The sequence below is a fragment of the Ensifer sp. EB106-03-01-XG145 genome, assembly GCF_058792075.1.
This window is the reverse complement of sequence record NZ_JBYTEC010000003.1, coordinates 38,153-50,854: the sequence shown is the minus strand read 5'-3', so window position 1 is coordinate 50,854 and position 12,702 is coordinate 38,153. Positions and strand designations below refer to the sequence as shown.

Below are 12,702 nucleotides of genomic sequence, written 5' to 3'. Positions count from 1 at the left end.
TTGACATCACAGGAGTAGGGGAATGATTTGCATAAGTCAATGCAAATGCGAAGCATTCGCAACTAGCTATTTTCAAAACCAATGCCCTTGGCTAGTGTAACGACCATGAAACAGAACAAGAATCGTGTCGAAGAGCTGGAAGGCGTTTTGAGGGATGGCGGCGTGCGCGTTACGCGCCAGCGCTCCGCAATCCTGAAGATTCTCGCCACCGCCGAAGACCATCCGGATGCAAACGAACTGCATCGCCGGGCGAAGGAAATCGACGCCACCGTCTCGCTTTCGACGGTCTACCGGACGCTATCAGCGCTCGAGCAGCAGGGCGTCGTGCAGCGCCATGCCTTCGAAAGCGCGACGGCTCGTTTCGAGACCGCCGACGCCCCGCATCACGATCATCTGATCGATATCGACACGGGTGCTGTGATCGAGTTCCGTTCCGACAAGATCGAGCAACTGCAAGCGGAGATTGCCGCCGAGCTCGGCTACGATCTGGTGCGCCACCGGCTCGAGCTCTACTGCCGCAAGCGCAAGGACTGAGCGAAGCTCGTCAGAGACGTTGCGCTCGTGATGTCGCGCAACGTCTCCTTTTGCTTTCAAATGAAAGAGTGTCAGCCGCGCCCCGCGACGGCGGAGGTGCGCCGCCGCGCCGGTATGGTCATGGCGGCAACGCCGATGATGACACAACCAAGGCCGATCCAGGCGGTGTCCGACAGCCGTTCGCCCAGGAAGAACACGCCGATGGCGACACCGACCGGCACGCGCAGATAGGCCTGGGCCGTGGCGCCGACCGAACCCAGCGTCTGGATCAGCCGGAAGTAGATGGCGAAGGCAAGTGCTGTCGAAAAGACTGCGAGGCCGAGGAGCGCAAGCAGCGAATCCATGGATGGAGCCAGCGTCCAGGGCCTGTCGACGATGAGGCTGGTGGGGATCAGCAGCACCGTGCCTGATATCAGCGAGCCGGCGGCGGGCATCATCGGGTCGAGCCCTTTGAAGCTGCGCCCGAAGATGGCGGCACCGGCATAGCAGACGGTGGCGAGCACCACGGCGAGCTGTGGCAGCAATTGCGCGCCGAGACCGCCGAAGGCCTCCATGCCGATGATCAGGCTGATGCCGGTCATGCCGGCAATCACGCCGACGAGCTTGCGGGCGGTGACCGCCTCGTGGCGGGTGATCAGGGCCGTCATCAGGAAGGCGAAGATCGGCGTCGTCGCATTGAGGATCGAGGCGATGCCGGCATCGATCGTCTGTTCCGCCCAGGCAATCAGTGTGAAGGGCACGACGCTGTTGAGGCAAGCCTGGAACAGGAACCGCCGCCAGGTTGCGAGGTCGCGCGGCATCTTCAGGCCACGCCAACGGAGAACCGCGAGAAGTAGCGCGCCGGCGATCAAGGTACGGGCGGCAATCAGCGTGACCGGCGGAATGGTTTCAACGCCGATCTTGATGAAGGTGTAGGAAGCGCCCCAGAGCGTAGCAAGCGCAAGTAAGAGGAGAAGTTCGAGGGTGAGATTGGTCTTGGCCATGGCATGGAACCTTCGTGTCGTCGTCGTTGTCCTTCTTCTAGCGCCGTGGAGATGGCAGATGCTTCGGTGGCGATCGAAGTATCGAGATCTCTCCGTGGACGTGAGACGACAAAGCCCCGGTCACCTTTCGGGACCGGGGCGGGTGCTTTCTGTATCGCTCAGTGGCTGTCGGCGAGCTTGGCCGCGTTGACGGACGCGGACCTTTCCAGGCTCAGGCCGTTGAAGAAGGCGTTGAGCACCACCGCCGAGATCGAAGCGAGCACGATGCCGGACTCGATGATCGGGTGGATCGCATGCGGCAGCCACATCAGGTAGTTCGGCGCGATCAACGGGATCAGGCCGAAGCCGACCGAGACGGCGACAACGAAGAGGTTGTTGCGCGACGACTTGAAGTCGACGGTCGACAGGATGCGCACGCCGGTGGCGGCCACCATGCCGAACATCACCAGGCCGGCGCCGCCGAGCACGAAGGTCGGCACCGCTTCCACCAGAGCGCCCATCTTCGGGATCAGTCCGAGCGCGATCATGATGACGCCCCCCATCACGCAGACATAGCGGCTCTTCACGCCGGTGACGCCGACGAGACCGACATTTTGCGAGAAGCTCGTATAGGGGAAGGTGTTGAACAGGCCGCCGATCATCGTGCCGAGGCCATCGACCCTGAGCCCCGCCGTCAGCTGCTGCTGCGACACCTCGCGGTTGGTCATTTCGCCGAGCGCCAGGAACATGCCCGTCGATTCGATCATGACGACGATCATCACAAGCGACATGGTGGCGATCAGCACTGGATCGAAGATCGGCATGCCGAAGCGCAGCGGCGTGACCACTGCGAACCAGCCGGCGTCGGCCACCCGGTCGAAGTGCATCATGCCGAGTGCTGCGGCGAGGACGCAGCCGAGGACGACGCCGGTCAGCACCGCGATGTTGCTGATCAATCCGCGGCCGAAGCGTGCGATGACGAGGATGGACACAAGCACGAAGGCGGCAAGCGCGATGTGGCCCGGCTCCGCATAGAGCGGGTTCGGCACTGTGGCGCCGAGCACCAGACCGTCGGGAATAGCAGGTCCGCCGGCGGCGGCCGCGGCCTTTATCGCGGCCAGCCATTCGGTATGGGCTGGGTCGACCAGTTTCGGCGCCGTTGGGCCGAAAGGATTGCCGAAGATCCAGTTGACGCCTACCCGCATCAGCGAAACGCCGATGACGAGAATGATGGTGCCAGTGACGATCGGCGGGAAGAACTTGAGCAATCTGCCCATCAACGGCGCGATCAGCAGGGCGACGAGGCCGGCGCCAATGATGGCGCCGAAGATCATGCGCGCGCCCTCCTGGCCCGGGGTCATCGCCGCCATCGAAACCATCGGGCCGACGGACGCGAACGTAACGCCCATCATGACGGGAAGGCGGATGCCGAAGCTGCGACCGAGGCCGAGCGACTGGATGATGGTGACGATGCCGCAGACGAACAGATCGGCCGAGATCAGGAAAGCGACATCCTGGGGGCTGAGCTGCAATGCCCGGCCGACGATCAGCGGTACCGCGACGGCGCCGCCATACATGACAAGAACGTGCTGGATCCCAAGCGTCGCGAGCCTGCCCACAGGCAGCTTCTCGTCCACCGGGTGTATGCTGGAAACGTCGCTCATGGTTCCTCCTCCCATCACGTCGACCAGTCCGGTTCCCCCGTCCTCCAACAGGGGAGCACAATTTTTCCGTGCCGAGGCAGAATGTCGCAAGTATTGCGAAAACGAAAACACTTTCCGGAATCCGGGGGTAATCAGTCACGATGCGCTGGCAGCGGGAACGGTTGCCGCAAGGTCGCGAGCCTTGACGAAAGCTGCGGGCGAGCCTGACGAGGCCGGAGACCATGCAACGTAGCCGCAATGCGAAGCAGCGATGGTCCCTTACGCCGGTGCTCCGGCGCTGTTCGTTTGGGATCATGATCGATGGTATCTTGGAGATTGGCCTTCTGGCGGTTGCTCGCTGTGCCGTTCGCGCTCGCCTTCGCGCTTCCACCGGTTGCCGCGCGCGCCAACGGCGCCACCTTTCCGGGGCAGTGGCAGCAGGTGGAGTCAGGAACGGACGCGTGCGGGGCCTGCTGGGTCGAAATCAGGCGGAACGGTCCGGTCCTGAAGGTGACGGGCAAGGACGGATGGTTCGCGGTGGTCCATCTCGGACGCGCTGGAGGCGGCCATAGCGCTGAGGGGATCGGTCGCTGGAGCGAGGACGGTACCAGCCACTATCGCGGCCAGCCATTCGATATCCGGATCGCTATCGTCGACAAGCATCTCTACATGGACATGACGGTGCAGATGGACGACGGCTCGACGCGCGCCGTCCGGGCGATCTTCGACAAGCGCCGGTCCGAGAAGTCCGGACGCCTTCGGCTGGCCCGGATGTAGGCACGGCGATGCCGGTCAGGGATTGCCGGCAAAGAAATACCGGGGCCGTTGCAGACCCCGGTGCCGCATCTCCTGAAAGAAAAAGGCCGCCCGGTGGGGGGCGGCCTTCTTGTTACTTCTGCCAGCTCTTGACCAGATCGTCATAGTTGACGGTCTGCGGCTTTTCCTTCTCGTTCTCGACCTTCAGCTGCGGAGCGAGGTTGCCAGCCTTGACGGCTTCGGCGTTCCAGTACTCAAGGTCATGCTCTTCGGCGAGCTTCGGACCGATGTCGCCCTGGACGCCCGAACGTTCGAGACGGGAGAGAACCTTCTCCTGCTCGGCGCACAGCGAGTCCATGGCTTCCTGAGCGGTCTTGGCACCCGAGGATGCATCGCCGATCGCCTGCCACCACAGCTGAGCCAGCTTCGGATAGTCTGGAACGTTCGTGCCGGTCGGCGACCACTGCAGGCGGGCCGGCGAACGATAGAACTCGATCAGACCGCCGAGCTTCGGAGCACGGTCCGTGAAGCTCTTGTGGTCGAGCGTCGACTGGCGGATGAAGGTGAGGCCGACATGGCTCTTCTTCACGTCGACGGTCTTCGAGGTCACGAACTGTGCATAGAGCCACGCGGCCTTGGCGCGGTCGTCAGGGGTGGACTTCAAGAGCGTCCAGGAACCGGCGTCCTGGTAGCCGAGCTTCATGCCGTCCTTCCAGTAGACGCCGTGCGGGCTCGGAGCAAAACGCCACTTCGGCGAGCCGTCCTCGTTGACGACGGGCAGGCCCGGCTTGACGAAGTCGGCGGTAAAGGCCGTGTAGGTGAACATCTGCTGGGCGATTTCGCCCTGCGACGGAACCGGACCGGATTCCGAGAAGGTCATGCCCTGGGCAGCTGCCGGTGCATAGGCCTTCATCCAGTCGAGGTACTTCTGGATGGAGTAGACGGCGGCCGGGCCGTTGGTGTCGCCGCCGCGGGCGACGCACGAGCCGACCGGACGCGAGTTCTCGTCGACCTTGATGCCCCACTCGTCGACCGGCTTGCCGTTCGGGATGCCCTTGTCGCCGTTGCCGGCCATCGACAGCCAGGCGTCGGTGAAGCGCCAGCCGAGCGACGGGTCCTTCTTGCCGTAGTCCATGTGACCATAGACCTTCTTGCCGTCGACTTCGCGGCCGGTGAAGAACTCGGCGATATCCTCATAGGCCGACCAGTTGACCGGAACGCCGAGGTCGTAGCCGTACTTCGCCTTGAAGTCCGCCTTGTTCTTCTCGTCGTTGAACCAGTCGTAGCGGAACCAGTAGAGGTTCGCGAACTGCTGGTCGGGAAGCTGGTAGAGCTTGCCATCCGGTGCTGTCGTGAAGGACTTGCCGATGAAGTCGTCGATGTCGAGGTTCGGGTTGGTGACGTCCTTGCCTTCATTGGCCATGAAGTCGGTCAGGCTGCGCGCCTGCTGGTAACGCCAATGGGTGCCGATCAGGTCAGAGTCGTTGATGTAGGCGTCATAGACGTTTTCGCCCGACTGCATCTGCGTCTGCAGCTTTTCGACGACGTCGCCTTCGCCGATCAGGTCGTGGGTGATCTTGATGCCGGTGATGTCGGCGAAGGCCTTGGCCAGGGTCTTCGATTCGTATTCATGGGTGGTGATCGTTTCGGAAACGACCTTGATTTCCATGCCGGCGAAGGGCTTGGCCGCATCGACGAACCACTGCATTTCGGCTTCCTGGGCCGCGCGGTCGAGCGAGGACATGTCGCCGATTTCGGTATCGAGGAACTTCTTTGCCTCGTCCATGCCGGCAAAAGCGGTGCCGGTGAAAGCCAGCAGCATAGCCGCCGTCGTAGTCAAAAGATGCCGTCGCATAATTCCCTCCCTTAGGTTTGCGAATGCGGTTCTTTAGCTTTTGAGGGGCCGCTCCCGCGGCCCCTCAAATCGGCTCGCCTCAGACATAGCGGAAGACGCCGACGGCATAGACCAGCGAGAGCGCGAGCGCCCACCACAGGTTCTGCCCGCCGACGAAACCGAGCCATGCGAGGTGAATGAAGGCGCTTCCGAGCAGCGACACGAAGAGGCGATCGCCCCGTGTCGTCTCGAAGCGCAGGATGCCGACGCGCGGGTTTCCGCCCGGCGCGGCATATTCCCAGACCGCCATCATCGACAGCAGCGCGAAGATGGTGAGGAAGAACATGGCCGACGGAAACGACCAGGCCATCCAGCCGCCGGCGACCAGCGGCGCGAACCAGTCGCGTGCGCCGTCCTTGATCGGCAGCATGCTCATGAGCAGCCCGGCGGCGGCGGCGTAGACGATCAGAACGGCGGCGAAGGGCAGTTGCCAACGAGCCTTGCGAATGGGTTGAGCGGTCATCATACCCTCCCCAGGGCAAAGCCCTTGGCGATGTAGTTGCGGACGAAATAGATCACCAGCGCCCCCGGAATGATGGTGAGCACGCCGGCAGCGGCCAGCACGCCCCAGTCGAGGCCGGAAGCGGAGACGGTGCGGGTCATGGTGGCGGCGATCGGCTTGGCGTCCGTGGTCGTCAGCGTGCGGGCTAGCAGCAGTTCGACCCAGGAGAACATGAAGCAGAAGAAGGCGGCGACACCGATGCCCGAGGCGATCAGCGGCATGAAGATCTTCACGAAGAAGCGCGGGAACGAATAGCCGTCGATATAGGCGGTTTCGTCGATTTCCTTCGGCACGCCCGACATGAAGCCTTCGAGGATCCAGACGGCGAGCGGCACGTTGAACAGGCAGTGGGCAAGCGCCACGGCGATGTGCGTGTCGATCAGGCCGAAGGCCGAATAGAGCTGGAAGAACGGCAGGGCGAAAACGGCCGGCGGCGCCATGCGGTTGGTCAAGAGCCAGAAGAACAGGTGCTTGTCGCCGAGGAAGCGGTAGCGCGAGAAGGCGTAGGCCGCCGGCAGCGCTGCCGATACCGAGATCACCGTGTTCATCACGACGTAGATGATCGAGTTGATGTAGCCGTTGTACCAGGACGGATCGGTGAAGATCACCTGGTAGTTCCGGAGCGTCGGGTTCACCGGCCAAAGCGAGAAGGTGCTGAGGATCTCGCTCGTTTCCTTGAAGCTCATGTTGACGAGCCAATAGATCGGCAGGAGCAGGAAGACGATGTAGATCGTCGGCACCAGCCAGGAAAGGCGTTCGGTAAGCGGTTGTGTTTGCATGTTGGTTCTCCTCCCGCCTTTATCAGCCTTGCGCGTCGCTCGTGGTCATCACGGTGTAGAAGATCCACGAGAGCAGCAGGATGATGAGGAAGTAGATGATCGATAGCGCTGCCGCCGGACCGAGGTCGAACTGGCCAATGGCCGTCTTGACGAGGTCGATCGACAGGAAGGTGGTGGAGTTGCCGGGGCCGCCGCCGGTGACGACGAAGGGCTCGGTATAGATCATGAAGCTATCCATGAAGCGCAGCAGGAAGGCGATCAGCAGAACGCGCTTCATCTTCGGCAGCTGGATGTAGCGGAACACCGACCAGCGCGAGGCGCCGTCGATCTTGGCCGCCTGGTAATAGGCGTCCGGGATCGAGACGAGGCCGGCATAGCACAAGAGCACGACGAGGCTCGTCCAGTGCCAGACGTCCATGACGATCAGCGTCACCCAGGCAGCGACCGGGTTCTGCACGTAGTTGTAGTTGATGCCCATGCCTTCGAGCGTGCGGCCGAGCAGGCCGATATCGACGCGGCCGAACACCTGCCAGATGGTGCCGACGACGTTCCACGGGATCAGGAGCGGCAGCGCCATCAGGACGAGGCAGACCGGGACGCCGAGGCCCTTCTTCGGCATGTTGAGCGCGATGATGATGCCGAGCGGGATTTCGATGGCCAGAATGATCGCCGAGAAGATCAGGTTGCGGGTGAGCGCGTCCCAGAAACGGTCGGAGGTCAGCACCTGCACGTACCAGTCGGTGCCGGCCCAGAAGAACGCGTTGTTGCCGAAGGTGTCCTGGACCGAATAGTTGACGACGGTCATCAGCGGGATGACGGCCGAGAAGGCGACCAGCACGAGAACCGGCAGCACCATGAACCAGGCCTTGTTGTTCCAGGTTTTTTCCATGGTCAGGCCTCCTCGCCGACGCGCCAGGAATCGGCGTAGATGTTGATGGCTTTCTGATCGAAGCGGACGCGCGGATCGGCGGGGATCTCGCCATCCTCGTCGACGATGATCGAGATCGGCTGATCGGCGAAGCGGGCGCGCACGATCTTGTGGCGGCCGATGTCCTCGACCTTGGTGATCGCGACGGGCATGCCTTCGCGGCCGAGCGAGACGAATTCCGGGCGGATGCCAAGCTCGGTCTTGGCGCCGGCCTTGAACTTGGGCAGGAAGTTCAAGGCCACGTGTTCGCCGCCGACCGTCGCGGTGTTGCCGTCGAGCTTGACCGGAAGCACGTTCATGCCCGGCGAACCGATGAAGTAGCCGACGAACGTGTGGCGCGGGCGCTCGAAGAGTTCGGCCGGGGTACCGATCTGAACGATCTGGCCGTCATACATGACGACGACCTTGTCGGCGAAGGTGAGCGCCTCGGTCTGGTCGTGGGTGACGTAGACCATGGTGAAGCCGAACTGCTTGTGCAGCCGCTTGATCTGCGAGCGCAGCACCCACTTCATTTCCGGATCGATGACGGTCAGCGGCTCGTCGAACAGGATGGCGCTGACGTCGTTGCGCACGAGGCCGCGGCCAAGCGAGATCTTCTGCTTCTGGTCGGCGGTCAGCCCGCGGGCGGTCTTCTTCGCCCAGCCGCCGAGACCGATCATTTCGATCGTCTCCTTGACGCGGCGGTCGACCTCGGCTTCCGGCACATGCCGGTTGCGCAAGGGGAAGGCCAGATTGTCGTAGACGGTCATCGTGTCGTAGATGACCGGGAACTGGAACACCTGGGCGATGTTGCGTTCCTGGGTCGAGAGATGCGTCACGTCCTTGCCGTCGAAGAGAATGCGCCCTTCGGACGGATTGATCAGGCCCGAGATGATGTTGAGCAGCGTGGTCTTGCCACAGCCGGAAGGGCCGAGCAGCGCATAGGCGCCGCCGTCGTTCCATTCGTGATGCACTTCCTTCAGCGCGTAGTCGTTTTCAGACTTCGGCTTGGCGCCATAGGCGTGGCGGATATGTTCGAGATCGATGCGTGCCATGTTTTCCTCCCAGCGCCCCCTTTAGGCCGCGCCGCCGATGGCGCGTCCATCAGGCCCGAAGGCCATGAGATGACGGGTGTCGACGAAGACCTCGAGGGTCGCGTCGGGTTCGATGTCGTGAATGCCTGGCGCGAGCATGACCCAGCGCGCATTGGCAAATCCGACGTGAATGAAGCTTTCCGAGCCTGCGATCTCGGAGATCGCGGTCTTGACGGTGAGTGCGTCGCCGCTGCCTTGCGGACGGTCGAACGAAATATGGTGCGGCTGGAAGCCGACGGTGCAGGGACCGTCGGCAATGCCAGCCAGATGCGAAGGCACCGCGAGCACAGGCTTGCCGTCGAGCGCGAAGACCGAACCTGATTTGACGAGTTCGATGCAGTTCAGCGGCGGATCGGCGAAGGTGCGGGCGGTGATGAGGTCGACCGGACGACGATAGACGTCGATGGTCTTGCCGAACTGGGTGATGCGGCCCTGGCTGAGGGCTGCGGTATTGCCGCCGAGCAGCAGCGCTTCCGAAGGCTCTGTCGTCGCATAGACAAAGATGGCACCGGAGGCGGAAAAGATCTTCGGCAGTTCCTCGCGCAGTTCCTCGCGCAGCTTGTAGTCGAGGTTGGCGAGCGGTTCGTCGAGCAGCACGAGGTCGGCATTCTTGACGATGGCGCGGGCAAGTGCCGTGCGCTGCTGCTGACCACCCGAGAGATTGAGCGGCGTGCGGTCGAGATAGGGCGTCAGCTTCAGGAGATCGGCGGCCTTGCGCACTTCGCGGTCGATCGTCGCGGTGTCGGCGCCGCTGATGCGCATCGGCGAGGCGATGTTCTCATAGACGGTCATCGCCGGGTAGTTGATGAACTGCTGGTAGACCATGGCGACCGAGCGCTTTTGCACCGGCAGGCCCGTCACATCGATGCCGTCGAAGATCAGCGAACCGGAAGCCGGCTTGTCGAGACCGGCCATCAGCCGCATCAGCGACGTCTTGCCGGACAGGGTCGGGCCGAGCAGTACATTGAGCGACCCCCTCTCCAGCACCAGGTCGGTCGGGTAGATATGCGTCTCCCCGCCCACGACCTTGGATATCTTCTTCATTTCAAGCATTGAATTCTCCACCCAGCCTGTCGGCAGTCCCGAGCGTTTCCAAGCCGGCGTGGAAACGCTCCATCTCGTCGTTTTTCGCATTTCCGGACCCAGAACCGCAGCGCGCTTTGGCTGGAAATGCTTCGGAATGCGAGGATCCTCACGCGGCTGCGTCGGCCGCGCCTCGCATGTATTCCTCCAGTGCCGCCGCCTCGCCGGGCGTCAGCTTCAATCCCAGTTTCGTGCGGCGCCACAGCACGTCCTCAGCGCGCCGTGCCCATTCCTTGGCGATCAGCCACTTGACTTCCGCCTCGTAGAGATCGGCGCCGAAGCGGCGGCCGAGCGCCGCCTCGTTCGAGGCCGAACCCAGGAGGGTGGCTGCCTGCGTGCCGTAGAGGCGCACAAGGCGACGGGCATGCACAGGCGCAAGGAAGGGGTATTGCTTTTGCAGTCTTGCGACTTCGTCGGCATAACCCTGGGCGGGGAATTCTCCGCCCGGCAGCTTTGATCCTGCGGTCCATTTCGAACCCTTGACGCCGATCGCCTCGCCGATCTTTTCGAGCGCGGATTCACCGAGGCGGCGGTAGGTCGTGAGCTTGCCGCCGAAGACGTTGAGCAGCGGTGCCGCACCCTTGTCGCCCTCGACGCGCAGCACGTAGTCGCGGGTTGCTTCCTGCGCCTTGCTGGCGCCGTCATCATAGAGCGGGCGCACGGCCGAATAAGTCCAGACGATATCGTCCTTCGTCACCGGTTCCAGAAAATATTCGCTCGCCGCGCTGCAGAGATAGTCGACCTCGGCATCGCTGATGCGCACATCCGCCGGGTTGCCGGTGTAGTCGCGATCGGTGGTGCCGATCAGCGTGAAGTCTTCCTCGTAAGGGATGGCGAACATGATGCGGCCATCCGGGTTCTGGAAGAAATAGGCACGCGGATCGTCGAACTTCTTCTTCACGACGATGTGGCTGCCCTGGACGAGGCGGACATTGTGGACGTCGTTCTTGCCGAGCGCGCCCGAAAGCACCGCATCGACCCAGGGGCCGGCCGCATTGATGAGCATGCGCGCCTGCAGGGTCTTGCGTTCGCCGGTTGCCTGATTTTCGGTCTCGACGGTCCAGAGCGCGCCGTTACGCCGTGCCGAGACGACGCGGGTTCGGGCCATGATCACGGCGCCGCGATCGGCAGCATCGCGGGCATTGAGCACAACCAGGCGGGCGTCATTGACCCAGCCGTCGGAATATTCGAACGCCTTGTTGAACAGCCGCTTCAGCGGCTTGCCGGCCGGATCGCGGTTCATGTCCAGCGTCGCCGTTGCCGGCAGCAGCTTGCGGCCGCCGATGTGATCGTAAAGGAAGAGGCCGAGGCGGATGAGCCAGGCCGGGCGCAGGCCGCCCTTATGATAGGGCAGCACGAAGCGCATCGGCCAGATGACGTGCGGCGCCATTGCCCAGAGCACTTCACGCTCCATCAGCGCTTCGCGCACGAGGCGGAACTCGTAATGCTCGAGATAGCGCAGGCCGCCATGAATGAGCTTGGTGGAGCCGGAAGAGGTGCCGGAGGCGAAATCGTTCATTTCGGCCAAGGCGACCGAGTATCCGCGGCCGACCGCGTCGCGCGCGATGCCGCATCCGTTGATGCCGCCGCCGATGACGAAGACGTCGTAGATTGCCTGCTCTGACACTGCTGTTTCCCCTCCACTTTTCGCGATGCACAAATTGATGCATGAGCGAAAGTGAAATCAGTTAAAACGAAAACATACCGAATGTCAAACGAATGCTCCCCGAATCTTTAGGGGTGTCTAAACCTCCCGATTCAGACGTCGGTTTCGATCAGCCGAACATCCTGTTCGGCACAGATTTTCCTGACATTTTCAAGCGTACAGCGATCGGTGATGAAGGTCTGGACCTGGGAGATATGGCCGATGCGCACCGGCGCGGTTCTTTCGAATTTGGTCGAGTCGGAAACGAGGATGACATGGCGTGCATTGGCGATGATCGCCTGGGCGACTTTCACTTCTCGGAAATCGAAATCGAGTAGCGCGCCGTCATGGTCGATCGCCGAGGCGCCGATGACCGCGAAATCGACTTTGAACTGCTTGATGAAGTCGACGGCGGCCTCGCCGACGATACCGCCGTCGGAGCCACGCACGACGCCGCCGGTGATCACCACCTCGATCGAGGGGAACACTCGCAAGCGGTTGGCGACGTTGATGTTGTTGGTGATGACCATCAATTCCTTGTGGTCGAGCAGCGCTTCACCCACGGCCTCGGTCGTCGTGCCGATATTGATGAACAGCGAGGCGTTGTCGGGGATGAGTTCGGCGGCCGCCCTGCCGATCGCCTGCTTCTCCGGTGCTGCGATCTGGCGGCGGGCATCGTATTTGACGTTTTCCTTGCCGCTCGGGAAGATCGCACCGCCATGAATGCGGTTCAAAATCTTGGCGTCGCAGAGGTCGTTCAGGTCCTTTCGGATGGTTTGCGGCGTAACGGAAAAGCGCTGCGCCAGTTCCTCCACGAGCACCCGGCCCTCGCTCTTCGCCAGCTCCAGGATTTCCGCCTGCCGACCTGTCAGGTACATTCCGTCCTCCCCATTTTCGTTTTGT

General features: G+C 62.5%; 12 protein-coding genes. 2 read left to right on the top strand and 10 right to left on the bottom strand.

All coding sequences use genetic code 11. The features are described from left to right. Window positions 1–105 precede the first annotated feature (105 nt). Window positions 106–534: a Fur family transcriptional regulator gene (locus tag AC3WWH_RS10825; RefSeq protein ID WP_057255032.1), complete on the top strand. Its 429-nt coding sequence runs from the start codon at window positions 106–108 to the stop codon at window positions 532–534. Between the two features lie 71 nt (window positions 535–605). Here AC3WWH_RS10825 and AC3WWH_RS10820 read toward each other — a convergent pair whose 3' ends face one another. Both AC3WWH_RS10820 and AC3WWH_RS10815 read right to left on the bottom strand, forming a co-directional pair. Beyond that, complete coding sequence (locus AC3WWH_RS10820) at window positions 606–1,517, bottom strand: DMT family transporter (RefSeq protein WP_058321746.1); 912 nt, start codon at window positions 1,515–1,517, stop codon at window positions 606–608. 158 nt (window positions 1,518–1,675) lie between these two features. Continuing rightward, window positions 1,676–3,160, bottom strand: a complete 1,485-nt coding sequence (locus AC3WWH_RS10815) for a nucleobase:cation symporter-2 family protein (protein ID WP_058321747.1) — start codon at window positions 3,158–3,160, stop codon at window positions 1,676–1,678. 300 nt (window positions 3,161–3,460) lie between these two features. Here AC3WWH_RS10815 and AC3WWH_RS10810 point away from each other — a divergent pair, with 300 nt between their 5' ends. Continuing rightward, window positions 3,461–3,916 carry a hypothetical protein gene (locus AC3WWH_RS10810; protein ID WP_113478620.1) on the top strand — a complete coding sequence of 152 codons (456 nt, stop codon included), beginning with the start codon at window positions 3,461–3,463 and terminating at the stop codon, window positions 3,914–3,916. Window positions 3,917–4,028: 112 nt separating this feature from the next. On the opposite strand, the gene AC3WWH_RS10805 is transcribed toward AC3WWH_RS10810, so the two are convergent. The 8 genes from AC3WWH_RS10805 to AC3WWH_RS10770 form a co-directional block, all read right to left on the bottom strand. Further along, entirely contained in the window at window positions 4,029–5,750 is a 1,722-nt protein-coding gene (locus AC3WWH_RS10805; RefSeq protein ID WP_057255036.1) for an ABC transporter substrate-binding protein, read from the bottom strand. 79 nt (window positions 5,751–5,829) lie between these two features. Next, window positions 5,830–6,252: a DUF2160 domain-containing protein gene (locus AC3WWH_RS10800; protein ID WP_082616181.1), complete on the bottom strand. Its 423-nt coding sequence runs from the start codon at window positions 6,250–6,252 to the stop codon at window positions 5,830–5,832. Continuing rightward, the gene (locus tag AC3WWH_RS10795) at window positions 6,252–7,070 is read right to left on the bottom strand and encodes a carbohydrate ABC transporter permease (protein ID WP_057255037.1); all 819 of its coding nucleotides are present in this window, start codon (window positions 7,068–7,070) and stop codon (window positions 6,252–6,254) included. The genes AC3WWH_RS10800 and AC3WWH_RS10795 overlap by 1 nt, the downstream gene beginning before the upstream one ends. 22 nt (window positions 7,071–7,092) lie before the next feature. Further along, window positions 7,093–7,959 (bottom strand): carbohydrate ABC transporter permease, encoded by an 867-nt coding sequence (locus tag AC3WWH_RS10790; RefSeq protein ID WP_057255038.1) that lies wholly within the window; start codon window positions 7,957–7,959, stop codon window positions 7,093–7,095. 2 nt (window positions 7,960–7,961) lie between these two features. Next, entirely contained in the window at window positions 7,962–9,032 is a 1,071-nt protein-coding gene (locus tag AC3WWH_RS10785) for an ABC transporter ATP-binding protein (RefSeq protein ID WP_093233142.1), read from the bottom strand. A gap of 21 nt (window positions 9,033–9,053) precedes the next feature. Next, window positions 9,054–10,124: an ABC transporter ATP-binding protein gene (locus AC3WWH_RS10780; RefSeq protein WP_058321750.1), complete on the bottom strand. Its 1,071-nt coding sequence runs from the start codon at window positions 10,122–10,124 to the stop codon at window positions 9,054–9,056. A 139-nt stretch (window positions 10,125–10,263) separates the two neighbouring features. Further along, window positions 10,264–11,781: a glycerol-3-phosphate dehydrogenase gene (glpD, locus tag AC3WWH_RS10775; RefSeq protein ID WP_058321751.1), complete on the bottom strand. Its 1,518-nt coding sequence runs from the start codon at window positions 11,779–11,781 to the stop codon at window positions 10,264–10,266. A 131-nt stretch (window positions 11,782–11,912) separates the two neighbouring features. Beyond that, window positions 11,913–12,677: a DeoR/GlpR family DNA-binding transcription regulator gene (locus AC3WWH_RS10770; RefSeq protein WP_058321804.1), complete on the bottom strand. Its 765-nt coding sequence runs from the start codon at window positions 12,675–12,677 to the stop codon at window positions 11,913–11,915. Between the last annotated feature and the right edge of the window lie 25 nt (window positions 12,678–12,702).